Origin of the sequence: Microbacterium sp. IO18 (assembly GCF_049099505.1) — a bacterium.
Lineage (GTDB): Bacteria > Actinomycetota > Actinomycetes > Actinomycetales > Microbacteriaceae > Microbacterium > Microbacterium aurugineum.
The window spans coordinates 2,223,143-2,248,968 of sequence record NZ_JBMJAF010000001.1; the positions used below are offsets into that span (position 1 = coordinate 2,223,143).

Genomic DNA, 25,826 nt, shown 5'->3' on the forward strand with positions numbered 1-25,826 from the left:
ATGACGAACGATGCCGCCGCCGCACTCCTGCGGTCGAATCGGCGACGCCGCCGCGTCCGTCGATGGGTCGCCATCGGCACCCTTCCGCTCACTCTCGCCGCGCTGTTGTTCGTGGGCAAGCTGCTGAGCATGTACGCGTTCGCGCACCAGGCGATCACCGCCTACGTGGTCGACGACTTCGCGGGCTCGGAGGCGGCGGCGCGCGGACAGAGCTTCCTCAACTGGTTCGAGCCGTACAAGGCCCCCTTCAACATCGGCACGGCGCTCGGAGCGGCCGAACAGCTGCCGCAGGCGAGGGCGGAGCTCGAAGAGGCGCTCCGCCTGGCCACCGGGCTCGAAGTGTGCGGGGTGCGGATCAACCTGGCTCTCGTCGTCGAGCGCATGGGCGACGCCGCACGCGCCGGCGGCGATGGCGCGACCGCGGCCCAGCTCTACGGTGAAGCCCTGGCGATCACCGCCGAGACGCCGGAGGAGTGTCACAGCGAGGAGGCGCAGGAGCAGTCGTCCGATCCTCAGCGCGACATGTCCGACACGCTCGACAGCACCGAGGACCGCCTGAAGCAGAAGCAGCAGGAGCAGGATCAGCAGCAGCCCCCGCCTCCGCAGCCGAACGAGGACGAGCAGCCGTCCGAGGACAAGCTCCAGGACCTTCAGGACAAGCTCGAGCAGGGCACCCAGGAGCGCGACCAGCAGCTGGGCGAGGATCCCGGCGGGTCGGGAACGGAAAAGCCGTGGTGATGGATCACGAGAAGCAGAGGGCCCGCTACCTCGCGGGGACCGAAGGCGCGCCCCCGGTTCCCCCTCCCGGTGGGTACCGCGGCGCACGCCGCGAGGCCTTCCTGCCCTCCCCCCCTGCCGCGGTCTCCGTCTCCGTCGAGGAGGAGCCGAAGAAGCCCGCCAACGCTCTGGGGTGGACGGCCCTCACTGTGGCGGTCCTGTTCGCCCTGACGCTGCTGGGCACACTGCTGGCCGGCAGCACCGACATCCTCTACAGCGTCACGATGGTGACCGCTCAGCTCGTCGTGGTCGCAACGGTCATCGCCGCTCTGCTCTCACCGCGGGGACGCCTGCTGGGGGCGATCGCCCTGGTCGTCACGATCCTGTTCAACGTCGCCACCGTCGGCGGCATGAGCGCCCTGCAGACGTCGGCCTCCGGCAACTACGAGGGCATGAAGTCCGCCGAGCAGAAGCATGCGGAGGCATACCCCGGGATCAAGGGCACGGATCCGCAGCAGACGCTTGCACAGCAGTCCCTGGAAGACGTGCGGGCACAGTCGGAGTCGCTCTTCGCCGACATCCGTGCGCGGCTCACCGACGAGTTCGGGTACACCTGGGTCGCGGTGGGCGACGAAGACCTGCGGCCGGAGCGCAACGGGTACGGCGGGGAGTCGATGCTGGTCGAGTACACCTCGCAGGGCTGGGCCACCGAGCAGCCCATCCAGGACGACGATCGCAAGTACGCGGTGATGGCCGTCATCAACGAGGTGGTCATCGAACACGGGCTGTGGGAGCTGTACTCGTTCAACGACCCCGCCATCTCCGGCATCGACCCCGGGATGATCACGAAGCTGTACGGCAGCGACGACCCCCGCTCGCAGCACACGTGGGAGTACTACACCGAGAACTACCCGGATCCGCTGCGCTTCTACGCCGACATCCACGACCTCTCGAACGATCAGGACGGCGGATTCCTCGCGGCACGCGAGGCGCAGCAGGCCCGCACCGGGGAGCCACTCGAGGGCCTTCAGTTGTTCGTGCTCGCGAGTGGGGTACTCAGCGACGCCGATCGCGAGGAGTTCGAGACGCGGCTGCAGGACTACCCGGGCTACGAGTAGCCGAGGCGCAGGGTCCTCAGGCGCTGAGGGTCAGCAGCATCCGGGCGAGCACGTAGCGGGCGTGTCCGCGGGAGGTCCGCGGGTCGTAGCCAAGAATCACCACGAGCGCCGCCATCCGCTCCTGCACGCTGGAGTGGTGTCTTCCCAGGCGCACCGCCGCCGCCCGCACGCTCTGCTCCTCGATGACGGCGTCGAGCAGTTCGCGGCTTCGGTCGTCGAGCGCGGCGAGCGCGGCCGCATCCGGGTGGAGGGGGCCGGCGTCCGCGGCCTCCGCGACGAGCAGGAGCACTCCGAGGTCGGCGGCATCGACGACCGGTTCCGCGGGATCGGTGAGCCGGACCGCCACCAGAGCGGAAGACCACGATCGCGGAAGCTGCTCTCCCGTGCCGGCGACCCCGAGACCCAGCCGCAGCTGCGCACCGTCGGGCCAGGCGTCCCGCGCCTCGGTGGAGGCATCCAGGATCGTCGCCCGCGTGAGTCCGTGCCGGGTGGCGACCACGGCGGACGGATACTGCGGCAGGGGTGCCGGGTCAGGAGGAGAGGCGACCATCCGCAGCGCCTCGTCGGTGAGACGAAGGCGCGGCAGTGCGGCGGCCCTCTCATCGGCGCCGGCGTAGGAGCTGATCGCCAGTTCGACGGCGCTCTCCGGTCCCACCGCGCGACGTGCCCGGATGATGCCGAGCGCGAGGCTGAGCCGTTCCAGGATCATCGCGTCGTTGGTGTGGGGATCGCCGTCGCGCTCGATCCAGGCGACGGCGTCCGGGCCGCTCTCCCGGATGAGCCAGGCGGGCGACGGCTCGATGGGGTCGATGCGCACCCCGTCCGCGCGCACGCGCACGATCTGCCGGCCGTCGCGGTGTCCCGCGGTCGCGCCGCTGAGCACCGCGGCACCCCGCAGCATGCTCTCGACGCCGACGGAACGGGCCACGAGGGCGTCGAAGTACGTGACGACCTTGAGCGTCTCGCTGGCATCCGGGTCGAGGGCGGTGAGCCGCCCCAGCAGGTCTTGCATGTCGGGCTCCATCGCGCGGGGATTCCACCCTACGGGGTCGACGTGCCGTGCTCCCGTCGCACTCTCTGCCGCCCCGAGGGCCGGAAACGGGCAGGGAGTGCGACGGGAGGGGTCCGGGCACGGAATCCGGACTCAGGAGAGCAGGCGGTTCACCCAGTTGTCGCGGGCCGCGAGCATGGCCTGCGCGACGGCGGCGTGCGGGGCGAACATGTCGAAGCCGTGGAACCCTCCGGCCCAGACGTGCAGTTCGGCCTGGACGCCGGCTTCCCACAGCTTCGTGGCGTACGCGACGTCCTCGTCGCGGAACACCTCGGCGCTGCCGCAGTCGATGAACGCGGGCGGGAGGCCGGAGAGGTCGGTGGCGCGGGCGGGTGCCGCGTAGATCGACACGTCGTCCGTGCCCTTGCGGTCGCCGAGGAGCGCCGACCATCCGGTGACGTTCGAGCCGCGGTCCCAGACGCCGATCCCATCGATCTGATGCGTCGACACCGACGCATCACGATCGTCGAGCATCGGGTAGATGAGCAGCTGACCGATCAGCTCAGGACCCTTCCGGTCACGGGCGAGGAGGGCGGTGCCCGCCGCCAGCCCGCCCCCGGCGCTGCCGCCACCGATCAGCAGCCGCGACGTGTCGATGCCGAGCTCGTCGGCGTGCTCCGCGGTCCACCGCAGCCCCGCGTAGCAGTCCTCGACGGGATAGGGGTCGGGGAACTCCGGAGCGAGTCGGTATTCGACCGTGACGATGACTCCGTTGAATCGCTCCGCCCAGTCGAGGAATCCGACCACGCCGAGCCAACGGTTGCCGATGATCATGCCGCCGCCGTGCGTGTGGAAGAACCCGGGGCCGGTGCCCGTGCGGCCCTCCTTCTCGATCACGGAGACGACGATGTCATCGCCCTCGTGTCCGGCGATCGTGACGTCCCGCCGCGTGAAGCCCCGCTCCGCGAGCGCCGCGAAGATCTCCTCATCCCCGCTCACGGGCGACTGCCGGAGCAGCGGGATCATCTCGGGCGTCAGCGTGGGCGGCAGCTGGTCGCCGACGAGGGCGAGCGCGGCTTCGAGCTCGGGATCGAAGGGCGGTCGTGCCAGGGTCGTGTCCGTCATCAGAACTCCTTTGTCCTCGGCCGCCGTCGCGGCGGCGTCTCGCCAGACTCGCGCACGCGACACCCGAGGATAACCCGCCACCCGAGGCCGATCCGACGCATTCCGTCCGCCGGGTGGCGGGTGCCTCCCCTCCCCGGTGGAGGTGTCCCTTGAACACGCTTCCCGCCGTGGATAGCCTGGCGCCACAGGGAAAGGAAGGCGCGGATGATCCGAGTACTCGATGAACAGCAGTCCGCCGAGTTGCTGCGCACCACCACGATCGGCCGCATCGGCTTCGTGCACGACGGCCGCGTGCAGATCCTGCCCGTGAACTACGTCGTCTCCGGCCACGACCTGCTCCTCCGCACCGCGCCCGAGGGACTGCTGGCCGAGCTGACGCACGAGCCGGCGGACGTCTCGTTCGAGGTGGACTATCACGACCCCCTCGGCAGCACCGCCTGGAGCGTCCTGATGCACGGACCGCTGTCCCGGGTGCCCGAGGAGAAGGCGGCCGGCGCCGGGCCTCGCGTGACCCCGTGGGCCGGGAGCGAACGGGACCTCCCCCTGGCGTTCCACATCGAGCACATCACAGGGCGCATCGTCCGTCGAGACCAGGAGCACGGAGAGACCTGATCGTCGGCGGCGGGGTGTTCGCCGCGCGTCGTCAGCTCGCCAGAGCCAGCCCTGCGGCGAGCGCGAACCCCAGCACGGTCGCGAGGCCCGTGGACTCCTTCGCCTTCGACTGCGCCTCGGGGATCATCGAATCCACGAGCATCACCAACAGCGCACCGGCCGCGAAGCCGCTCGCCGCCGAGCGGAAGTCATCGCCGGTCAGGCTCGCCAGCCCGAATCCGGCAACCGTCGCGAGCGCGCAGATCACGGCGACGCCCGCCCACAGCAGGAGCACCCGAGACTTCGCCATCCCGCCCTCGAGCAGGTCAGCGGCCGAGCCGATCGATTCGGGAAGGTTCGACACCAGGATGGCGACCACGAGCGCGATGCTGACCGGCTCCCCCGAGGCGAGGCCGATCCCGAGCACGAGCTGCTCCGGGATGCCGTCGAGCAGCGCTCCGACCGCGAGCTGGCCGCCGCCCGCCTCGGCCTTGGTCTTCGCGGCACGAGCGTCGAGGATGCGATCGGCGATGTAGTAGCTGATCGCTCCGGCCGCGACGCCGATCACCAGGGGGATGGGGCCGGCGAGATCCAGCCCCTCCTCCCAGAGCTCGAACGCGATCGACGCCATCAGCGCGCCCGCGCCGAAGCCCAGGACGATACCGAGCCACCGCGGCGGCCACTTCCGGAGCAGCGCGAGCACCGCACCGATGAACAGCGGTGCCGCCGCGACCGCACCCCACAGGATTGCTCCACCCATGTCCGCCATGTCCGACCTCCGTCGGCCCACTCTTCCACCTCTGGGGGCCTCCCCGCCGCTCCGACTTCGGCCAAAACGGAGACGTGTCGTGCGTCCGTCGGCGAGTCGCGCCTCGACACGCCGCCCCGCGCCCGCCACTTCTCCGTTTTCGCCTCCAGAGGCCGAGGACGTCGCTCAGTCGGAGTAGTTCGCGTTCGAGGTGACGAACGTCGCGGTGTACTCCTCGGTGCACGGAGTCAGGACGTACACCTTTCCCCAGCCCCCGCCCATGAGCAACGGATCGTCCTGCTGGAAGCGCGTGTGCCGTTCGCCCGCCTCGATGATGACCCCGCCTGCATCGTCCGTCCGCCACCTCGCCTTCCCCGCGACCGGGATCACGTCTCCGTCGAGACACACGCGCCCGTCGTCGAGCATCCGCTCGTCCGACCCCAGCATCAGCGCCGACACGTCAGCGACGCCGTCTTCATGGAGAGTGAACCCGGTGTGTTCCGGGGCCTCTTCGAAGCCGTGATACGTCGCGGGGAAAGTCAGATGCGCGCCCATGTCCTGCCGCGCGAGCGTCGATCCGCGGAAGCTCTGAAACGCCACGACGAGAAGCACTGCGAGGATCACGCCTCCTGCGACGAACCACCACAGTCCACGGAACCGCGCTCTCTGCATGCGAGCACTGTATCGACGCTGCCTGCGCGTCCGCCGCCGATATGAAGCACTCGTTTATCACCATTCGAATGGTACGGTCATGGCATGAGAGCAACCATGGACAAGGCAGGGCGGATCGTGATCCCGGCCGCGCTCCGTGAGCGCGTGGGATTGATCCCCGGCCCGGTCGATCTCATCCTCGACGGCAACGCCATCCGGATCGAGATCGACGCTCCGGACAACCTCATCGAGAAGGATGGTCGTCTCGTCATCACAGGCGGCCCGACACTCACCGTGGACGAGATCCGGGAGCTCCGACTTGCCGATCAGCGCTGATCTCCTCCTCGACACCAGTGCCGCGATCGCGCTGGTCCATGACCGGCACCCGGCACACGGACGGATGCTCGAACTCACCCACGGTCGCGTCATCGGGCTCGCCGGGCACGCGGCCGTCGAGACGTACTCGGTGCTGACGCGCCTGCCGGGCGCCGCGCGCGTCAGCCCCGGTCGCGCGCAGGAGATCATCGACCGGTCGTTCCCCGCCTCCGCACCGCTTTCGCCGACGACGGCGGCGGCTGCGATCACCACCTTCGCCGAGGCGGGCATCGCAGGGGGCTCGGTGTACGACGGACTCGTGGGCCTGGCCGCACGGGATTCCGCCGTCCCACTACTCACGTGCGACCGTCGCGCCCTGGGCACGTATGCCGCGCTCCGGGTGGAGGTCCTCCTCGCCTGAGGGCGGCATCCCCACCGTCATGCGGGACAGGGCGACACGCCGCCCGCGGATAGACTGGGAGCCATGTCCAAGGTCCTCCAGTCCCTGCCCGTCGGCGAGCGCGTCGGCATCGCCTTCTCCGGAGGACTCGACACCTCCGTCGCCGTCGCGTGGATGCGCGAGAAGGGCGCCGTGCCCTTCACGTACACGGGCGACCTCGGCCAGTACGACGAAGACGACATCGAATCGATCCCCGGCCGCGCGCTGGAGTACGGCGCGGAGGCCTCGCGCCTGATCGACTGCAAGACCGCCCTGGTCGAAGAGGGCTTCGTCGCCCTCTCCTGCGGCGCGTTCCACATCCGCTCCGGCGGCAAGACCTACTTCAACACGACGCCCCTCGGTCGCGCCGTCACCGGCACCATGCTGGTGCGCGCCATGAAGGAGGACGGCGTCGACATCTGGGGCGATGGCTCCACCTACAAGGGCAACGACATCGAGCGGTTCTACCGCTACGGCCTGCTCGCCAACCCTCGTCTGCGCATCTACAAGCCGTGGCTCGACGCCGACTTCGTCACCGAGCTGGGCGGCCGCAAGGAGATGAGCGACTGGCTGGTCGCGCGCGACTTCCCGTACCGCGACTCCGCGGAGAAGGCCTACTCGACCGACGCCAACATCTGGGGCGCGACGCACGAGGCGAAGACGCTCGAGCACCTGGACGTCTCGCTCGAGACCGTCGACCCGATCATGGGCGTGAAGTTCTGGGACCCCTCCGTCGCGATCGAGGCCGAAGACGTCACCGTCACCTTCGAGTCTGGCCGTCCGGTCGCGATCAACGGCGTCGAGTACAGCGACCCGGTCGCCCTCGTCATGGAGGCGAACACCATCGGCGGACGCCACGGCCTCGGCATGAGCGACCAGATCGAGAACCGCATCATCGAGGCCAAGTCCCGCGGCATCTACGAGGCCCCGGGCATGTCGCTGCTGTTCATCGCCTACGAGCGCCTGGTCAACGGCATCCTGAACGAGGACACGCTCGCCACCTACCACGAGCAGGGCCGCCGCCTCGGTCGCCTCATGTACGAGGGCCGCTGGTTGGAGCCGCAGTCGCTCATGCTGCGCGAGTCGATCCAGCGCTGGGTCGGCCTCACCATCTCGGGCACCGTGACGATCCGTCTGCGCCGCGGAGACGACTGGACCATCCTCGACACCGTCTCCCCGAACCTCTCCTACGGTCCGGAGAAGCTGTCGATGGAGCGGGTCGGCGATGCCGCATTCGGACCGATCGACCGCATCGGCCAGCTCACCATGCGCAACCTCGACATCGCCGATTCGCGCGCACGCCTGGAGCAGTACGCGGGACTCGGCCTCGTGGGTGGCGCGACCGGCGAGCTCGTGGGTCGCGTGACGGCCGGCGAGTCGAGCGAGATCACCGAGTCGGTCCACGGATCGATCTCCGAGGCCGATGAGACCCTGGCGGATGCCGTCGACTCCGCCTCCGAGGGTGCGGCCTTCGACTCCGGCACCGACTGATCCCGGGCGCCACCTGACGCGGGGCCCAGACGCATGCGGGTCTGCGCCGCACGCGGGTCTGCGCCTCACGCGGGTTGCCTCGCACCTGCATGATCCGGCGACGAGTGCATGACCGGTCCATCCGGATCGCTCATGCATCCGGGGAACAGTCATGCATGTGGGCCGAGCCATACCTGCGGGCCGAGCCATACCTGCGGGCCGAGCCATGCATGCGGGCCGAGCCATACCTGTGGACCGAGCCATACCTGCCGGGCCGGGCCATGCCTGCCGGGCCGAGCCATGCCCGCCGGGCCGAGCCATGCCCGCGGGGCGGGGATCCTGAGAGCCGACTTCGAATCCAGCCCCTATCTTGCACACTACTGTGCATGATCGTATCCTGGACCGATGACAACCCGTGCACCCCGTCGCGACGCCGTCGAGAATCGCGCCGTCATCCTCGCCGCCGCACGGTCGACCCTGGCGGTCGACCCGTATGCCTCGATCGATGTCATCGCACGCACCGCGGGCCTCTCCCGTCGCACGCTCTACGGGCACTTCGACGATCGCGACACCCTGATCCGCGAGCTCATCTCGACCGGAGCACAACGATTCAATGCGATCGCCGCCTCGATCGATGACGAGGATGCCCGGATCACCCTCGCCCGCCTCGCCGCGCGGCTCTGGCACGAGGCGGCGCACGTGCATCTCGCTGCGGCACTCGCGCTCGATGAGACGCATGTGGAACACACCGCGGCGGCACTCGCACCCCTGCGTCGCACCGTCGCCGACCTCGTGCACCGCGGCCAGGAGGACGGGAGCTTCCGCACGGACCTCGCTGCGCCCACGCTCGCACGCTTGATCGAGGAGATGGCCCGCACTGTCGTCTCGCGCACGGATGCCACCAGCTCCGACGCGGCCGACGTCGCCGTGCGCACCGTGCTGAGCATCGCCGGGCTCTCCTGGCGTGAGATCGATGACCTCCTCACCGCTCACCCCGACATCGACGCCACCGCACCCGCAGATCGGACGGCCCGCGCATGAAGATCGCCCTGCAGGACGTGAGCAAAGGACGCGGCGGTCAGGCCCTTCCGGCGACGTCGTTGGAATTCCACACCGGTGCCGTGCGCTTCGCCCTCGCCGAGACCGAACAGCGTCCGACCGTGCTCGGACTGATCGCGAGCGGCCGCATGCGCCCCGACACCGGACGGGTGAGCATCGACGGTACAACCGACCCGAAGGCGCTGCGCCGACACCTCGCGCTGGTCGATGCCCCGGATGTCAGCGATCCGCATCCCGACATCACGCTCGCCGGCGTCGTGGGCGAAGAGCTCATGTTCGCCGGCGTCGGCGCCACACCACCGCACGCACGGCGCTGGCTCGCCCGGTTGGGATTCAGTGAGCTCGCCTCGGTCCCGATCGGGAACATCGATCCTGCCGCCCGCGTACGCATCCTGTGCGAACTCGCCGTGCTCCGCGAAGGCGTCGAAGGACTGGTCCTCGTCTCCCCCGACCGGCACGGCGGACGTCCGGACGGCTGGTGGCGCATCGCCGGGGAGTTCGCCGACCGTGGCTACGCGATGCTCGTGATCGTCGGCGGCTCGGCAGCGGTCGCTCTGGAGCGGATGCACGAGTTCGAGGCGATCAACGCCTCCGGCCCCGTCGAGCCGCTTCCCACACCCGCACCCACACCCACACCCACACCCGACCCCGAACCCGACCCCGACCCCGAACCGGTGGCCGACACGCCAGAGGTCGGACCGGACGGGGCAGAAGGTCCTGCATTTGGCGTGTCGGCGGACGCCACGAACCTTGCGGCGGACGCCACGGACCATGACGCGGACACCCTGCTTCCCCTGCACGAGGACCCCACAGAGAACGGAGGTGGGCGATGAAGGTTCCCGCCATGATCGCCGCCGAGCTGCGGCGACTGACTGCGAGCAGGATGGGGATCCTCGCCCTGGTCGCGCTGATCTGCGTGCCGATCCTCTACGGCGGCCTCTACCTCTGGGCGAACCAGGACCCGTATGCCAAGTTCCCCGAGGTTCCCGTCGCTCTGGTTGTCGATGACGACGGTGCGCCCGCCCCCACCAGCGGCACCGAGCCGGCGACCGGCGAAGATGTGAACTACGGCGAGGATGTGGCCGAGAACCTCCTCGAGGGCAACGCCTTCGACTGGCAGCGGATGACGGCGGACGACGCCTCCGAGGCACTGCGGACGGGTGCCGTCGACTTCACCGTGACCATTCCGGCGGACTTCTCCACCGCGCTGACCTCCGCCGCCGGCACGGACCCCCACCAAGCACGGATCGTCCTCGAGACCAACGACGCGAACAACTATCTCGCCTCATCGATGGGCACCCAGGCCGTCGAGAAGATCCGCAGCTCGGTGGCCGAGATGGTCGGGAGCCAGGCGGCCGAGCGACTGCTCACCGGCCTCAGTGACGTGCGCGACAACCTCGTCACCGCGACGGAGGGGGCGACGCAGCTCGCGGACGGCGCGGGGACGGCCGCGACGGGGAGCTCCACGCTCGCAGACGGCACCGCCAAACTCGCGGACGGCACCGCTCAACTCGCGGCAGGAGCGCAGACACTCGCGAGCGGCGCACAGCAGGTCAGCGCGGGGAACCGCCAGTTGGCGGACGTCGCCGACCGCGCCGGCGCGGCGGTCCAGCAGGCTACCAACGCCCTCCCGCAGGTGCGCACCGACATCGCGAACGCCCTGACGGAGCGGGGTCTCACCCCGGAGGAGATCGACCAGGTCCTGGCCACGCTCGACCCGCTGGGCTCCCGCCTGGAGGAGGGCAACGCGCAGGTGCAGAGCGCGGTCGGCAAAGTCGACCAGCTCGCCGACGGCGCCGCATCCCTGGCGTCCGGTGCCGCCGATCTCGCATCGGGGGCCGGTACGGTCGCGACCGGAGCTTCGGCCGCGAACACCGGCGCGGTCCAACTGCGGGACGGGCTCGCGACGCTCGCATCCGGAACGACGGAGCTGCGCGACGGGCTGTCCGCCGGCGTCGACGCGATCCCGTCCTCGACACCGGAGCTGCGCACACTGCAGGCCGACACGATCGCGGACCCCGTGAAGGTGTCGAGCGACAAGGTCGCCTCCGCGGAGGACTACGGCGCCGGCCTCGCACCGTTCTTCGCCGCGCTCTCCGCGTGGATCGGCATCTACGCACTGTTCCTGATCGTGAAGCCGATCTCTCGGCGCGCGATCACCGCCCTGCACTCGCCCATCCGCATCACGCTGGCCGGGTGGCTGACCCCCGCGATGCTGGGCGCCGTGCAGATGGTCGGGCTCATGGGCATCCTGGCGATCACCCTCGGCTTCACCTTCGACCACCCGCTCGGCACCCTCGGCGTGATGATGTTCGCCTCGGCCACCTTCGCGGCGATCATTCTCGCCCTCAATGTCTGGCTCGGGTCGGTCGGGCAGTTCCTCGGCCTGGTGCTGATGGTGCTGCAGCTGGTCACCGCGGGAGGGACGTTCCCCTGGCAGACGCTGCCCGGCCCCCTCGCTGCCCTCCATCACGTCCTCCCCCTGGGCTACGTGGTCGACGCGATGAGGCAGCTCATGTACGGCGGAGACTACGCACGCGCCGGGTGGGATCTGGTGGTCCTCGGAGCCTGGCTCGCCGGTGCGCTGCTGCTGGCGATGATCGGGGTGACGCGCATGACCCATCGGCGAACCCTGCGCGACCTGCAACCGAGCTTGATCGGCTGATGATCCCGGGCGTTCGTCGCGGGACACGCCGTGACGAGCGCCCGGCCGGATATGATGCGAAGGCGCGACCCTGATACGCGCACTGGGGCTCGATGGGACTGAGTTCCACCTGTCTACCCGAAAGAGTTCTCGACGATGACGACCGATTCACAGGCATCCGCTGCACCCGCACGCCCCTCCCTGGGAGTCCGGATCGGACGGATCGCGTTCCTGGTGGTGGCCGCTGTCGTCGTGGTCGCCGTGGCCGCGGCGTTCTTCGTGACCTGGACGATCCAACGCTCCTTCCCGCAGACAGCCGGCACGCTCGAGCTCGATGGACTCCAGGCCGAGGTCACGGTGCAGCGAGACGCCCGCGGCATCCCGACGATCACAGCGGACTCCACCGACGACCTCTTCTATGCCCAGGGCTTCGTGCACGCCCAGGACCGGTTCTTCGAGATGGACTTCCGTCGCCACGTGACCGCGGGTCGAGTCGCGGAGATGTTCGGGGAGTCGCAGGCCGCGACCGATGCGTTCCTGCGCACCCTCGGCTGGCGCGACGTCGCCGAGGCCGAGGTCGAGGCGATGGACGACATCACGCGCGGCTACTACGAGGCCTACGCCGACGGGGTCAACGCCTACCTCGCTTCCCGCTCCGGAGCGGAGCTGTCGCTTGAATATGCAGTTCTCGGCATACAGAACCCGGACTACGCACCCGAGCCGTGGGAACCCGCCGACTCGGTCGCCTGGCTCAAGGCGATGGCCTGGGACCTCCGGGGCAACATCGAGAACGAGACCGAGCGCTCGCTCCTCGCCGCCGAGTCGAGCGAGGCCGACGAGACGACCACCGAGACCGGCGACCTGCTCGCGCAGCTCTACCCCGACTATCCGTTCGACGAGAATCCGGTGATCGTCCCGAAGATCTCCACGGTGCCGACTCTCGACACCGGCGCGGAGCCCGCCGCCTACACGCTCCCCGAGACCGAGGGCCAGATCCAGCAGGCGACCACGACGATCGAGTGGACCGAGACGTCGAGCGTCATCGAGGCGGCGAGCGAACTCGTCGGCGATGTGGGCGAGGGCATCGGCTCGAACTCCTGGGTGGTCTCCGGCGACCTCACCGAGAGCGGTGCACCGCTGCTGGCGAATGACCCGCACCTCGGCGCCTCCCTCCCTTCGGTCTGGTACCAGGTGCAGCTCACCTGCTCGACCGTCGACGACGACTGCCCGTTCGACGTCAGCGGCTTCTCGTTCTCGGGATTGCCCGGCATCGTGATCGGGCACAACAGCCAGGTCGCCTGGGGCTTCACCAACCTCACGACCGATGTGACCGACCTCTACGTCGAGCGCGTCGTCGGCGACGAGTACTGGCGCGACGGGAAGCTGGTCCCGCTCGAGCAGCGCACCGAGACGATCAAGGTCGCCGGCTCCGACGACATCGAGTTGACGATCCGCTCAACCGTGCACGGGCCGATCATCTCGGGGCTCACCGACGACTTCACAGCGATCGCCGACGACCCCGCACCCGCCCTCGACGCCGGTGGTGCCACCACTCCCGCGCCCGGCGCAGAGGACGACGCCGAGTACGCGGTCAGCCTGCGCTGGACCGCCCTCGACCCGGGCACGACAGCGACCGCGATCTTCGCCCTGGGCACCGCGCAGGACTTCGAGGACTTCCGCTACGCCGCATCCCTCTTCGACGTGCCGGCCCAGAACCTGATCTACGCCGACACCGAGGGCAACATCGGCTACCAGACGCCCGGCCGACTCCCGATCCGGGGCGCCGGCGACGGGTGGATGCCGCAGCCGGGATGGGACAGCAGCTACGACTGGACCGGGTACATCCCGTTCGAGGAACTGCCGGTGTCGTACAACCCCAGCTCGGGGTACATCGTGACCGCGAACAACGCGATCGTGGCGGATGACTACTCCTACTTCCTCTCCCGCGACTGGGACTACGGGTACCGGGCGGCGCGCATCGCGCACCTGATCGAACGACGCGCGGCGGCCGCTCCGCTGACCGCCCAGGACATGCGCGACATCCAGATGGACAACGAGATGTGGATCGGCAAGCACCTCGTGACCGTGATGGGCGACGTCGAGGTGAGCGGAGCCGGACCGAAGGAAGCCGTGGAACTGCTGACCACGTGGGACGCCCAGAACTCGGCATCCTCCGCCGCGGCCGCCTATGCCAACGTGCTCTGGTCGAACCTCGTGCAGAACATCTTCGCCGAACGTGAACAGCCGCTCCCCATCGACGGACAGGGCAGGCTCTTCACGGTGGTGGCCGACTTGTTCGAGGATCCGTCCGACCCGCTGTGGACCAACGCAGCGCTCGGTGTCGACGGGATGGAGTCCATGCTGAAGCTCTCGGCGGAACAGGCCTACGAGGAACTCGCCGCGCTGCAGGGTGAAGACGTCCTGCGGTGGAACTGGGGCGACCTCCACGCGATCACCCTCACGAGCGACACTCTCGGCTCCTCCGGCATCGCACCGATCGAAGCGCTGTTCAACCGGGGCCCGTTCCCCGTGGGCGGCGGAGCGTCCGTGGTGAACGCGACCGGATGGGCGCTCGGCGTCTCGTACGCGACGACGACGGTGCCCTCGATGCGCATGGTCGTCGACCTCTCGGACTTCGATGCGTCGACCTGGAACCACCTCACCGGGGCGTCCGGCCACGCCTTCCACGCGAACTACACCGACCAGACCGAGGACTGGGCCGCCGGCGTGCAGACGCCGTGGGCCTTCACCGAGAAGGCCGTCACAGCGGCGACCGTCGACACCCTGGTGCTGACCCCGGCCGGTTGAACCGTCGCGAGCGGCGGCGTCGGAAGCGGTGCCACAGGGTGCTCGGCTAGCGTGGGTGGGTGCCATCCAGTTACCTCGCCCCGAAGGGCACTCCCGCCACGCTCCTGGAGTTCGAGCACGGGGGCGCGACGCTCATCGCAGAGACGTTCGGAGAAGGCCCCCACACCTATCTGCTCCTGCACGGCATCGGCATGGGGCGCAGCGTCTACCTCGACATCGTGCAACGGCTCGAGGGGCGCGTGATCGCACTCGACCTCCCCGGATTCGGTGAGGCGCCCGAACCGACGCGCACCCTCACCATGGAGCGGCACGCCGACCTGGTCGCGGCCTATCTGACGCACGTGGGGGCGAGTCCGGTCATCGTGATCGGCCACTCGATGGGAAGTCAGATCGCGGCCGAGCTCGCCGCGCGGCATCCCTCCCTCGTCGAAGGCGTGGTGCTGGCCGGCCCCACCGTGAACAAGGCGGCGCGCAACGTCGGTGCCCAGGCGCGGTACCTGCTGCTCGACCTGATCGGCGAACGCCCGTTGGTGCTCTGGCGCGGGGCGAGGGAGTACCTGCGCGGAGGCCCGCACCTGATCCGGAAGATGCGCGCGACCATCGTGCACGAGCCCGAAGACGCGTTCGTCCGCATCAAGTGCCCCGTGCTCGTGCTCCGCGGTGAGAGCGACCCGCTGGCGCCGCTGAGCTGGTGCCGCGAAATCCTCGACGCCATCCCCGGGGCCGCCCTCGAAGTCATCCCCGACCACGGTCACGGCACCCTGATCAGCGACTCCGAGCCCGCAGCCCGGCTGATCCACGAGTTCGCCGCCCGCATCTGACCCCTCACCGACCGTCCGCGTTCACAACTCAGGACGCAACGCGCCCTCGGCTTTGGGCAGCGCCTCCTTGCTCAGATCCAGGTCGTCTTTCCTGATCTACGAACACCGCGCCCCGCGAACCTCCCCCCGAACACGTCGATGATTTCTCGAAGAGCGGCCTGAACCGAGAGCGGACTACGAAGGATGTCGGCCGCGAGGGGACGAATCGTCACGTAGCCCGCGCGTGCGGCTGCGATGTCGCGATGGCGATCCTGCTGTTGCTTTCCCCATCCCTCGTGAAACTCCCTGCTGTCACATTCGATGATCAGCCAGCCGTCCACGATGAAGTCGACGTAGCCGACACCCGAGATGAGGACCTGGGTCTCATACGCGAGCCCGAGCGCCCGCAGCATGAGACGAACGAGCGTCTCAGGCCCGGACGCCGCTGACGAATCTACAAGACGCAGGAGCGGTCGGAACCGCGCCGGCAGATCCTCGAAGAGCGCCTGCAGCTCCGCCATCGTCATGAGGCCGTGGTGAGTCAGGCTGTCGAGCGTGGCAACCGTGGCACGGGGTGTCTGACAACGAACGGCATGGCGTACCGCTGCATGAAGAGTCGACACATGCAGCAGCTGCGCGTCCGGCTCATCGACCCAATGGAGATGCGGCGCATCGGCCTTTCGGGCGGGGAGACGCGAACTGTTCCTCGGCACCTGCACGTGCAGCCTCGTGTTGGTCAGGACGAAGACTCCGATGACCTGCAACAACGACAGACATGTGAGTCGGCCTCCTGCACGGACCGCTTCGATGACCGTCCGATCAATGCCCGGGCGCGCGTATCTGTTCCTGCGCGGACGAAGGAGATGCCCCGCGCGCACTGCGGCTGTCACTTCGCGCGACGTCATACCGCCATGTAGGAGATCTTCGCGGGTGTGGAGCATCGGCGTGAAGAGCGCGGTCGCACGCTGTCCTGGAGTGAGGTTCTGCACGGATCGAGACTGGCGGGGCTGACGACTCCGAGGGCTGCTCCACCAGGCAATGTGAATGACTTCTGCTGATCGTCGAGATGTGCAGACTGGGTGGTGTCGTCGCCGATCCACCCTTCCTGGCGGATGTCGTTCACAATTCAGGAAACTCGGGGGCATAAGGCATCAACGTGGTCTGGTTCCGCCTGCCCCCGCCGACTTCTCCTGAATTGCGAACCGCGTCACGGGCTAAAGGGCCCAGAACACCTTGCCCGGCCGGCGCGACACCGGCCCGGCCGGCGCGACACCGGCCCGGCCGACGCGACACCGGCCCGGCCGGCGCGACCCCGGGGGGGGGGGAGGTCAGCCGGCGGCGGGCGGTGTCTGCTTCGACTCGGCGAGCTCGTCCACGACGAGGCCCCGCTGCTCGATGGTTCCGTTGCGATAGGCCTGCCGCCCGACCATGTGCGCCGAGAGCGGAGCGGTCGCGAACTGCATCAGCACGATCGGCGCGATGAGCACGAGACCGACCAGGATGCCGCCGATCGACCGCTGAGACAGGGCGATGGCGATGCAGATGAGCAGGAGTCCGAGGACCTGTGGCTTGGTGGCCGCGTGCAGACGGGAGGGCACATCCCGGAAGTGCAGCAGTCCGACCGCCGCCGACAGGCACAGCACGGCACCGAGCAGGATGAGCACCAGGACCGCCACGTCGATGACGGCATCCGGGATCATGAGACCGAGCACGTTCATGGTGTCGTGTTGTCCCTTCTCGCGACGAACCGGGCCACCGCGATCGACCCGAACACTCCGATGGCCGCGATGATGAGGAGGACGGGGATGTTCCGGGTGTGACCGTTGATCGCCATCTCCGCACCGATCACGCACATCACCTCGGTGAGGAGCACGTCGGAGGCGACGGCGCGGTCGAGGATCGACGGTCCGCGCACGATGCGGATCAGAGCGAGGATCGCGGCGATGCCGAAGACGACCATGATCAGCAGGAGCAGGATGTTCATCGGACACCGCCCTTCGCTCCGAGTCCGGCCCGTTCGTCGGCCTTGAGTGCACGGTACTGCGCGGGGTCGCCGAGCGCACGTACGATCCTGCGCTCCCACCGGAGCACCCCGGCGCGCTGCTTCTCCACGTCGTCGGTCGTCCGGACGCCGATGACGTGCAGGTACAGGATGCGTCGGTCGCGATCGGTCTCGACGACCAGCGAACCGGGGATCAGTGAGGACACCACGGCGACGTGCGTCATCACCAGGTCGTCGGCGTAACGCAGGGGCACCGCGACGATGGCTGTGCCCGGCTGGCGGCGGAAGTCGAACACCTGCACCGTGACCGAGAGCGCTCCGTTGAGCACGGCGAAGAGGAACTGCATGACGAAGAGCGCCGCGTACCAGAGGTTGACTCGACCGGAGAGGGCGACGGTGGGCAGCCGGAAGACGCGGGTGACGAAGATCGCGACGATGAGTCCGGTGAGGAAGGACAGCACGGTGAACTGCGCCCACAACAGCATCCAGAGCACGACGAGCCACGCCAGGAAGGGCAGCTGCACCCGGATGTCGCGCCAGAGATGACGTCGGGTCTCGCGCACCATCAGCCCACCTCCTCTTCCAGCTGCACCAGGCTCACCGGCTGCAGCAGGGCGGCACCGATACGGTCGCACAGGGCGTAGAGGGGACCGGCGAAGACGGTGAGGGCGAGGGTGACCGCAACCATCCCCCCGGTCGCGACGGTCATGATCTTCGGGATGCGACGCCGCTCCTGCTGCTCGTCGGCGGCCGGGGCGTTGCCGAGGTAGGAGATGCGCCCCTCGGTCTCGGTGGAGTCCTCCTCCTCACGCCAGAACGCGAGGTTCCAGGCGCGCATGAGGGCGTACAGCGTGAGCAGCGAGGTGATGATGCCACCGAAGATCAGCACGAGCATGAGCGGGGTGCCGACGGAGGCCGCCGCCTCGAACAGTGCGAACTTGCCGATGAACCCCGAGAACGGTGGCAGGCCACCGAGGTTGATCGCGGGCACGAAGTACAGCACGGCGATCACGGGGGCGACCTTGAGGAGTCCCTTGACCCGCAGGATCGATGTGCTGCCCGCTCGACGTTCCACGAGGCCGACTGCGAGGAACAGGGTCGTCTGCACGACGATGTGGTGGACGATGTAGTACACCGTCGCACCGATCGCGGCCGGCGTCGCGATCGCGAGACCGAAGATCATGTAGCCGACATGGCTGACCAGGGTGAACGACAGGATTCGTTTGAGCTCCGCCTGCGCGACCGCACCGAGCACCCCGACGATCATGGTGGCGAGCGCGATGATGAGCAGCAGGGTGTCGATGCTGTTCGAGGCGAAGAGCTGCGTCTCGGTGCGGATCAGCGCGTACACGCCGACCTTGGTCAACAGGCCTGCGAACACCGCGGTGACCGGGGCGGGCGCGGTCGGGTAGGAGTCCGGCAGCCAGAAGGACACCGGGAAGATGGCCGCCTTGATGCCGAATGCCACGACCAGCATCAGGTGCAGCACCAGCTGCGTTTCCTGCGGGAGCTCCGACATCCGCTCGGCGATCTGCGCCATGTTGACCGTGCCGAGCGCACCGTAGATCATCGCGATCGACGCCAGGAACAGGATCGACGACACCAGCGAGACGACGATGTAGACCGCGCCGGTGCGGATCCGGGACTCGGTGCTGCCGAGGGTGATCAGGACGTACGAGGCGACGAGCAGGATCTCGAAGCCGACGTAGAGGTTGAAGAGGTCGCCCGCGATGAAGGCGTTGAAGATACCGGCGGCCAGGATGAGGTAGGACGGGTTGAAGATCGAGATCGGCGTCTCGTCGGTGCCGTCGGCCGCACCTTGGCCGACCGAGAAGAGCAGGACCGCGACCAGCACGATGCTCGAGATCAGCACCAGAAGCGCGGCGAGCCGGTCGACGTAGAGCACGATGCCGAACGGGACGGGCCAGCCGCCGACAGACACCGCGAGCGGCTCACCTCCGTCGACCACCACGAGGAGGATAGCGGCGATCACCGAGACCGCGGCGAGCGTCGCGACGGTGACGACGACCTGGAGCCGTGGGTTCCGGCCGAAGACGAGCGTGACCGCGGCTCCCAGGAGCGGCAGGGCGACGAGGAGCGGGACGAGGGCGGTCATGGCTTGCCCTCCTCGTTCTGTCCGTGGTCGTGACGTTCGTCATGGTCTGCGTCGCCACCCCAATCGGTGGGCGCATCGAAGGGTGCGTCGTCATGGATGGCGGAGTGATCACGCATGTGCAGCACCGTGATCGGCGACGTCTGCACCCCGACGAAGTCCGTGGTGGCCTCGTCGTCGTCGGTCTCGGACTCGTCGTCCATGAGGTCTTCGTCGGCGTCGGTGCGCTCGCGGAGCGCGATGTCGGCCTCGTCGTCCTCGACGGTGTCGGCTTGGCCGAGCTGCCAGGAGCGGTAGATGAGGGCGAGGAGGAAGGCGGAGACCGCGAACGTGATCACGATGGCGGTGAGGGTGAGCGCCTGCGGGAGCGGGTCGCTCATCTCGCCTTCGGTACCGAAGAACGGAGCGTTGCCCGGCACTCCCATCACAATCAGGAGCAGCAGGTTGGTCGCGTTGCCGAGCAGCAGGAAGCCGATCAGCACGCGGGTCAGGCTGCGCTCCAGCATCGCGTACACGCCGCAGGCGAAGAGCACGGCCATGATGATGATCAGGGTGAGGGAGACATCCATCAGCGGCTCCTCCCCTCACGGGAGAGGAAGCCTTCGGGGCCCGGTGTGGACCGGAGGGCAGCCTGCCGATCGACCTCGGCGCCGAGGCTGCGCAGGACGTCGAGGACCAGACCGATCACGACCAGGTACACGCCCACGTCGAAGATGGTCGAGGTGACGAACTCCATGTGCCCGATGCCGGGGATCTCCCATTCCCAGAAGGTGCTGGTCAGCGGTGCGAGGCCGAAGAAGAGCGGCACGACCGCGGTGCCGACGGCGAGGATCAACCCGGTGCCCAGGAGTCGCCCGGCATCGGTGGGCGCCGCGGCGCCGAGCTCCCACCGGCCACCGGCGATATATCGCATGACCAAAGCCATACCGGCGACGAGCCCTCCGGCGAAGCCTCCGCCCGGAAGGTTGTGCCCGGAGAACAGCAGGAAGATCGAGACCACGATGATCGTGTGGAACAGGATTCGGACGATCACTTCGAGCAGGATCGAGCGGTTCTCGGGCTTCATCCTCTGTCCGCCGACGAGCCAGGCACGCGGGCTGCTCTCGTTCTCGGATGTCTGGAAGCGGATGCCCTCGGTGGTCTCGACGAGCGGGCGGCTGCGGGCGGCCTTGCGGGTGGCCCGCGGCAGATTCTTCGTGCCCGCCAGAAGGTCGGCCCGGTGCGTGACGAACACCAGGGAAGCCACACCCGTCGCGGCCAGGACGAGCACCGAGAGCTCGCCCATCGTGTCCCAGCCGCGCAGGTCGACCAGCGCCACATTGACCACGTTCTTGCCGTGGCCGATCTCGTAGGCGATCTCGGGGAAGATCTCCGAGATCGGGTCGGCGATCCGGGACTGGGTCGCCACGACGGCGATGAAGGCCATCGTGACGCCGACGCCGATCGCGAGGAGCGCACGCGGAACCCGGCCGACGGAGGCGTTGTGCTCGCCCATCCGCGCGGGGAGGCGACGGAGCACGAGCGCGAACGTGACCATCGTGACGGTCTCGATGAGGATCTGCGTGAGAGCGAGATCCGGGGCACCGCTCGTGGCGAAGAGGACCACCATCCCCAGGCCGGTGACCGACACCAGGACCACTCCCGTGTAGCGCTTCTGCGCACGGACGGCGAAGACTCCGGCGATCGCCATGATCGGTGCCACGACGATCTGGGCGGGGGTGTGCCATGCCGACAGGTTGTAGCGATCGATGTCACTCGCGATGAGCGCTGTCACTTCTGCGGAGACGAACACCACGAAGATGGTGCCGACGTACACCGGCAGGGAGCCTCGCTGGGTGAGCGTGGTGCTCAGGACCGACAGGCGGTCGACGCCGCGCATGACGAGGTAGTACACGTCCGCCGCCGTGAAGCGCAGCAGGCGGGCCTTGCGATCCCACGCGGTCTTGCGGCTGAGCAGGAAGAGCCCGATGCCGAGCAGGATCGAGAGGATCGAGATGCCCAGTGCAGGTTCCAAGCCGTGCCAGAGGGCGAGATGCCCCGGACCCTCGACGGCTTCTCCGGCGTGGTCGAGCCCGGGGCTCGCGGTGAGCGCGTACCCCTGCAGGGCGACGTCGAGCGCAGGAGCGCCGATTCCCGCGGCGAGGGTGACACCGGCGAGGATGATCGGCGCCGACAGGAATCCCACCGGGGGGTCGGGCCAGGCGGTGTCCGGGAGCTGCTGTCCCTGCTCATCACGCTTCTTCCAGAAGGCCCCCCAGAGGAAGCGGGCCCCATATGCCGCAGTCAGCATGGAACCGAGGACCACCCCGATGAGCGCGACCAGACCCCACGGGGATCCTCCCAGCGCATCGTCGAGAAGAGCGGTGAGGGTCGATTCCTTCGCGACGAAACCGATGGTCGGAGCGATGCCGACCATCGAGGCGATGGAGATGAATGCCGCCGTCGCCATGACGGGAGCCTGGCGTCCGACACCGGAGAGCTCGGTGATGTCTCGTGTGGACAGCTGACGGTCGATGACGCCGACGATCAGGAACAGGGCCGACTTGAACAGCGCGTGCCCGATGACCAGGGCGAGTCCCGCGAGTGCCGCAGCCTGCGTGCCGTAGCCGACGACCACGGCGAAGAAGCCGAGCTGGCTGACCGTGCCGAACGCGAGGATGCGCTTGAGGTCGGTCTCACGCAGCGCCTGGATACCGCCGATCAGCATCGTCAGGATGCCGAGGGTGATGACGATGGGGCGCCACGGCGCGCTGAACGCGAAGATCGGGGCGAACCGGGCGATCAGATAGATACCTGCCTTCACCATCGCCGCCGCGTGCAGATAGGCGCTGACGGGAGTGGGCGCGGCCATCGCGCCGGGAAGCCAGAAGTGGAACGGGAACAGCGCCGACTTGCTGATCGCTCCGACCAGCAGCATGACGATCGCGGCATCCACGATCGGTCCGGACGGCGCGATCTCGAGGATCTCGCGGATGCTCGAAGTGCCGGTGTCGACGACCAGCAGCACGACTCCGACGAACATCACGAGTCCGCCGAGCGTGGTCACGAGGAGTGCCTGGAGCGCTGCGCGTCGGCTGGCGGCACGGCGCCGGTAGTGACCGATGAGGAGGTAGGAGAGGATGCTCGTCAGTTCCCAGAACATGACCAGCATCACGAGGTCGTCGGTCAGGACGAGACCGTACATCGCGCCGGCGAAACCGAGCAGCACCCCGGCGAACTGACCGATGCCCGCCGCGTCATCGTGGAAGTACCACCGGCAGTAGAGCAGCACGAGGGCGCCGACCCCCGTGACGATGAGCGTGAGCACCCAGCCGAGCACGTCCATGTTCATGGACAGGTTGAGGCCGAGTTGCGGGATCCAGGCGATCGACTCGAACGGAACCGGACCGTCGAGGACCTGTGGCGTCATCACCAGCGCATGCACGAAGGCGGCAACCGGGACGAGGGCCGCGATCGCGAACGCCTGAGCTCCGAGCCAGCGCACCAGAACGGGCATCAACAGCGACCCGAGGAGGAACACGGCGAGGAGCGTCAGCATATACGCGGCTCCCTCGGGGGTCGTCGGCCCCACAGCTCTCGCGGGGGTCTCGCGTCCAGTTTACCGGCGGGAGGCGCACCGCGCGGTTCTCGCTCTGCACGAACGTGCAAGAGTGGTCGCATGCGGGCGTGGGTGCGGGAGCTGGCCGGTGGGGTCGGAGCCCTCGGGCTGGCACTGATCACCGCCGCGCAGGTCGCTGCGTCCGCGCGTTCCGAGTTGCTGTTCCGTGACGCGGATTCCCTGGTCGTGGCGATGTTCGCACGGTCCGTCCTCTCCGGGCAGCCGATGGACTGGGCGATGTCGAGCGTGCTGTTCCTCCCCGAGACCGCGGTGTTCGCCGGCCTCGACACGGTCCTGCCGTTCGAGGTGGACGGTCTGTTGGCCGTGAGCGCCGTGGTGAACCTGCTCGCCCTGTACGGAGCCGTTCGCGTCGTCGCCGGCCGTCGGTCCGAGCGATCGGCGCCCGTCACTTGGTCGTTGCTGAGCGTCGCCGCCTTCTCCGTTCTCGCCATGACCGCAGTATCGGCGTCTCGGGATGCGCTCGAGCTCGCGTCCTTGACGCTGACGACGACCTACTACGCCGCGACCGTCATCGCCGTCGTGCTCTCGGTCGGACTGGTCCGGCGGGTGCTGGACGGGGGGTCGCGCGGCGCCGTCTCGCTGATCGCGCTCGGCGCCACGGCCCTCGTGTCGACCCTGTCGAATCCTCTCTACGCGGTGTGGGCGACGGGACCGCTCACCCTGCTGCTCGCCTTCTTCATGATCCGAACGACGCAGCGGGCCCGGATCGGCGTGGTAATGGCCGTGCTCCTCGCCGGGACGATACTCGGATTCCTCGGACGCATTCCATTGGCGGCATGGATCGCCAACACCGGTGCCGGCTACGTGCAGCCCGAGCGGTGGTCCGAGTCGCTGCAGTATTACGGCGCGCTGCTGATCGGCCGGCTGTCGACCCCCGGCGGGATCATCGCCGGGCTGCTCGTCCTCGCACTCCTCGTGCTCGCCGGCTTCCGCACGGCACGGGCCTCAGACGACGGCACCCGCTTCGTCGCCACGATCGCCTGGCTCATGCCGGTCCTCGTCGCGGTCGGGGCGATCGCGGTCGGCACTCACGCGGCCCGCTACCTGCAACCCCTCGCCTTCGCCCCCGTGCTCGCGCTCGTCGCATCGCCTCGCATCGTGCGGATGCCGGTACGGGTCCGCCCGATCCTCGCGGCCGCGTCCGTCGCGCTGCTGGTCGCGGGCGGCGCAGCACGCGTCCCTCGGCTCTCCGCCGCCGCTCAGGTCACCGACCCCGACCTGGCCTGCGTGACCGAGTGGATCGACGCGTCCGGCCGCACCGGCGCCGGGCAGTTCTGGACCGTCCGCCTGCCTAAGCTGCATCTGCAGGATCCCGCCCGACTCGTCCAGGTGGATCACGAACTGCGGGGCTACGCCTGGCTTGTGAACCGGCACGACTTCGACGTCGGCGAGGTGACGTTCCTACTGGAGGACGCGCAGACCGTCGCGTGGAGCCTGCCGCTCCCGGCCGTGCCCGATGAAGTGGTCGACTGCGGCCGCTATCGCATCCTCGATTTCGGCGAGACCGCTCTCCCGCTCGGACCGCAGCGCAGCTGATCCGCACCGTGCCCGGTCAGTGCGGGGCGGGGCCCGTCGTGGTGCCGGCGTGGAAACGGCAGGTGAGATGCTGCGTGACGCCGGGTTCGCCCCGGAGCATGCGTGCGATCTGCTCCCCCGCCGCCCGCCCCTTCTCGACAGCCGGCTGCACGCTGGTCGTAAGGCTGAGGTCTCCGAGACCGTCGAGCGCGATCCCATCGAATCCGGCGACGGAGAGGTCCTCCGGCACGCGGAGTCCCGCCTCCTCGGCGGCGCGGATCACTCCCACCGCGAGCAGATCGCTCTGCGCGAGCACGGCTGTCGGCCGGGTGGCGGGATCGGCGAGGAGCATCCTTCCCACCAGCACCCCTTCGTCGATGAGGCTTCCGGCGGCGGATATCGCGAGGGCGTCGGGGAAGATCTCTCGTGTCCCGGCGAGCCGATGGATCGTGACATCGACGGTGGCGTTCGCGAGCCGCTCGGGAGTGATCGCCGTCCGTTCGCGCTCGGTGTCGAGGGGAAGCGTGACCAGGGCGACGTCGCGGTGGCCGAGGTCCCGCACATGGCGCGCGATGTCGGCGGAGGCTGCCGCGTTGTCCAGAGTGATGCGCGGGATCGACTCCCCCGCGTCTCCCTCGATCACGACGACGGGGAGGCCTCGCCCGACGACGATCTCGAGTGACGACCTGGTTCGTGCCGAGCAGCCGATCAGCACGACCGCATCCACCGGAGCATCGGCGATACCCGCACCCTCTTCCCCCGGCTCGTCGCGCATCAGCAGGATCCCCGCACTGAGTTCGGCCAGCCCGTCGGTGAGTCCGTCCATCAAAGCGGTCGTCACCGGGTCGAGGAAGGCCGCGCGGAGGTGACCTTCGAGCACGACCGCGACGATGCCGCTGCGTCCTCGCCGCAGGGATGCCGCTCGCGGGTCGGGGCCGGCGTACCCGAGGTCGGCCGCGGCGGCGAGGACCCGCTCCCGAGTCGCGGGGGCCACCTTCGCCTTGCCGCTGAAGACGACGGAGGCGGTGGAGGTCGCCACACCCGCCTCGCGCGCGACGTCAGCGATCGTGGGCCGACGTGGCGTCTCCTGACTGCTCATAC

At 68.8% G+C, this 25,826-nt stretch carries 24 protein-coding genes; 12 read left to right on the top strand and 12 right to left on the bottom strand.

Features of this window, described 5'->3' with window-relative positions; translation table 11 throughout:
• Together ACLF6J_RS10585 and ACLF6J_RS10590 are read left to right on the top strand one after the other, a co-directional pair.
• Nucleotides 1–738: a hypothetical protein gene (locus ACLF6J_RS10585; protein ID WP_244093670.1), complete on the top strand. Its 738-nt coding sequence runs from the start codon at nucleotides 1–3 to the stop codon at nucleotides 736–738.
• Nucleotides 738–1,835 (top strand): hypothetical protein, encoded by a 1,098-nt coding sequence (locus ACLF6J_RS10590; RefSeq protein ID WP_134352626.1) that lies wholly within the window; start codon nucleotides 738–740, stop codon nucleotides 1,833–1,835. Before ACLF6J_RS10585 ends, ACLF6J_RS10590 begins: the two co-directional genes overlap by 1 nt.
• Before the next feature lie 16 nt (nucleotides 1,836–1,851).
• Here ACLF6J_RS10590 and ACLF6J_RS10595 read toward each other — a convergent pair whose 3' ends face one another.
• A complete protein-coding gene (locus tag ACLF6J_RS10595) occupies nucleotides 1,852–2,847 on the bottom strand; it encodes a hypothetical protein (protein WP_244093550.1) in 996 nt (331 codons plus the stop codon).
• Between the two features lie 132 nt (nucleotides 2,848–2,979).
• Entirely contained in the window at nucleotides 2,980–3,951 is a 972-nt protein-coding gene (locus tag ACLF6J_RS10600; RefSeq protein WP_047523436.1) for an alpha/beta hydrolase, read from the bottom strand.
• A gap of 204 nt (nucleotides 3,952–4,155) precedes the next feature.
• Between ACLF6J_RS10600 and ACLF6J_RS10605 the strand changes: the two genes are divergently transcribed.
• Nucleotides 4,156–4,563, top strand: a complete 408-nt coding sequence (locus tag ACLF6J_RS10605; protein ID WP_134352624.1) for a pyridoxamine 5'-phosphate oxidase family protein — start codon at nucleotides 4,156–4,158, stop codon at nucleotides 4,561–4,563.
• Between the two features lie 31 nt (nucleotides 4,564–4,594).
• Here the strand turns inward: ACLF6J_RS10605 and ACLF6J_RS10610 are convergent, their stop codons facing one another.
• Nucleotides 4,595–5,311, bottom strand: coding sequence for a ZIP family metal transporter (locus tag ACLF6J_RS10610; RefSeq protein ID WP_231555057.1), 717 nt, complete (start codon nucleotides 5,309–5,311; stop codon nucleotides 4,595–4,597).
• A gap of 165 nt (nucleotides 5,312–5,476) precedes the next feature.
• The gene (locus ACLF6J_RS10615; protein WP_134352623.1) at nucleotides 5,477–5,962 is read right to left on the bottom strand and encodes a hypothetical protein; all 486 of its coding nucleotides are present in this window, start codon (nucleotides 5,960–5,962) and stop codon (nucleotides 5,477–5,479) included.
• Between the two features lie 84 nt (nucleotides 5,963–6,046).
• Between ACLF6J_RS10615 and ACLF6J_RS10620 the strand changes: the two genes are divergently transcribed.
• The 8 genes from ACLF6J_RS10620 to ACLF6J_RS10655 all read left to right on the top strand — a co-directional run bounded on the left by ACLF6J_RS10620 (nucleotide 6,047) and on the right by ACLF6J_RS10655 (nucleotide 15,497).
• Nucleotides 6,047–6,277, top strand: a complete 231-nt coding sequence (locus ACLF6J_RS10620) for an AbrB/MazE/SpoVT family DNA-binding domain-containing protein (protein ID WP_244093549.1) — start codon at nucleotides 6,047–6,049, stop codon at nucleotides 6,275–6,277.
• Nucleotides 6,261–6,677: a PIN domain-containing protein gene (locus tag ACLF6J_RS10625; RefSeq protein ID WP_134352622.1), complete on the top strand. Its 417-nt coding sequence runs from the start codon at nucleotides 6,261–6,263 to the stop codon at nucleotides 6,675–6,677. The genes ACLF6J_RS10620 and ACLF6J_RS10625 overlap by 17 nt, the downstream gene beginning before the upstream one ends.
• Before the next feature lie 63 nt (nucleotides 6,678–6,740).
• The gene (argG, locus tag ACLF6J_RS10630; protein WP_134352621.1) at nucleotides 6,741–8,186 is read left to right on the top strand and encodes an argininosuccinate synthase; all 1,446 of its coding nucleotides are present in this window, start codon (nucleotides 6,741–6,743) and stop codon (nucleotides 8,184–8,186) included.
• A gap of 384 nt (nucleotides 8,187–8,570) precedes the next feature.
• On the top strand, nucleotides 8,571–9,206 hold the full coding sequence (locus ACLF6J_RS10635) for a TetR/AcrR family transcriptional regulator (RefSeq protein ID WP_134352620.1): 636 nt from the start codon (nucleotides 8,571–8,573) through the stop codon (nucleotides 9,204–9,206).
• A complete protein-coding gene (locus ACLF6J_RS10640; protein ID WP_208526494.1) occupies nucleotides 9,203–10,057 on the top strand; it encodes a hypothetical protein in 855 nt (284 codons plus the stop codon). The genes ACLF6J_RS10635 and ACLF6J_RS10640 overlap by 4 nt, the downstream gene beginning before the upstream one ends.
• Complete coding sequence (locus ACLF6J_RS10645) at nucleotides 10,054–11,889, top strand: YhgE/Pip family protein (protein ID WP_134352619.1); 1,836 nt, start codon at nucleotides 10,054–10,056, stop codon at nucleotides 11,887–11,889. Before ACLF6J_RS10640 ends, ACLF6J_RS10645 begins: the two co-directional genes overlap by 4 nt.
• 135 nt (nucleotides 11,890–12,024) lie before the next feature.
• Nucleotides 12,025–14,676 carry a penicillin acylase family protein gene (locus ACLF6J_RS10650; protein ID WP_134352618.1) on the top strand — a complete coding sequence of 884 codons (2,652 nt, stop codon included), beginning with the start codon at nucleotides 12,025–12,027 and terminating at the stop codon, nucleotides 14,674–14,676.
• Between the two features lie 59 nt (nucleotides 14,677–14,735).
• Nucleotides 14,736–15,497, top strand: coding sequence for an alpha/beta fold hydrolase (locus tag ACLF6J_RS10655; RefSeq protein WP_134352617.1), 762 nt, complete (start codon nucleotides 14,736–14,738; stop codon nucleotides 15,495–15,497).
• A gap of 71 nt (nucleotides 15,498–15,568) precedes the next feature.
• Here the strand turns inward: ACLF6J_RS10655 and ACLF6J_RS10660 are convergent, their stop codons facing one another.
• From ACLF6J_RS10660 to ACLF6J_RS10690, 7 genes are all read right to left on the bottom strand, one after another.
• On the bottom strand, nucleotides 15,569–16,465 hold the full coding sequence (locus tag ACLF6J_RS10660) for an endonuclease domain-containing protein (RefSeq protein WP_134352616.1): 897 nt from the start codon (nucleotides 16,463–16,465) through the stop codon (nucleotides 15,569–15,571).
• Nucleotides 16,466–16,804: 339 nt separating this feature from the next.
• Nucleotides 16,805–17,194, bottom strand: a complete 390-nt coding sequence (gene mnhG, locus ACLF6J_RS10665) for a monovalent cation/H(+) antiporter subunit G (RefSeq protein ID WP_134352615.1) — start codon at nucleotides 17,192–17,194, stop codon at nucleotides 16,805–16,807.
• Nucleotides 17,191–17,460: a monovalent cation/H+ antiporter complex subunit F gene (locus tag ACLF6J_RS10670; protein WP_047523448.1), complete on the bottom strand. Its 270-nt coding sequence runs from the start codon at nucleotides 17,458–17,460 to the stop codon at nucleotides 17,191–17,193. The genes mnhG and ACLF6J_RS10670 overlap by 4 nt, the downstream gene beginning before the upstream one ends.
• Nucleotides 17,457–18,044, bottom strand: a complete 588-nt coding sequence (locus ACLF6J_RS10675) for a Na+/H+ antiporter subunit E (protein WP_134352614.1) — start codon at nucleotides 18,042–18,044, stop codon at nucleotides 17,457–17,459. Before ACLF6J_RS10675 ends, ACLF6J_RS10670 begins: the two co-directional genes overlap by 4 nt.
• Entirely contained in the window at nucleotides 18,044–19,594 is a 1,551-nt protein-coding gene (locus ACLF6J_RS10680; protein ID WP_047523454.1) for a Na+/H+ antiporter subunit D, read from the bottom strand. Before ACLF6J_RS10680 ends, ACLF6J_RS10675 begins: the two co-directional genes overlap by 1 nt.
• Entirely contained in the window at nucleotides 19,591–20,160 is a 570-nt protein-coding gene (locus tag ACLF6J_RS10685; RefSeq protein WP_052193689.1) for a Na(+)/H(+) antiporter subunit C, read from the bottom strand. The genes ACLF6J_RS10680 and ACLF6J_RS10685 overlap by 4 nt, the downstream gene beginning before the upstream one ends.
• The gene (locus ACLF6J_RS10690; protein WP_134352613.1) at nucleotides 20,160–23,129 is read right to left on the bottom strand and encodes a Na+/H+ antiporter subunit A; all 2,970 of its coding nucleotides are present in this window, start codon (nucleotides 23,127–23,129) and stop codon (nucleotides 20,160–20,162) included. Before ACLF6J_RS10690 ends, ACLF6J_RS10685 begins: the two co-directional genes overlap by 1 nt.
• A gap of 120 nt (nucleotides 23,130–23,249) precedes the next feature.
• Here ACLF6J_RS10690 and ACLF6J_RS10695 point away from each other — a divergent pair, with 120 nt between their 5' ends.
• Nucleotides 23,250–24,746, top strand: a complete 1,497-nt coding sequence (locus tag ACLF6J_RS10695) for a hypothetical protein (protein ID WP_134352612.1) — start codon at nucleotides 23,250–23,252, stop codon at nucleotides 24,744–24,746.
• Nucleotides 24,747–24,762: 16 nt separating this feature from the next.
• Here the strand turns inward: ACLF6J_RS10695 and ACLF6J_RS10700 are convergent, their stop codons facing one another.
• The gene (locus ACLF6J_RS10700) at nucleotides 24,763–25,824 is read right to left on the bottom strand and encodes a LacI family DNA-binding transcriptional regulator (protein WP_134352611.1); all 1,062 of its coding nucleotides are present in this window, start codon (nucleotides 25,822–25,824) and stop codon (nucleotides 24,763–24,765) included.
• Between the last annotated feature and the right edge of the window lie 2 nt (nucleotides 25,825–25,826).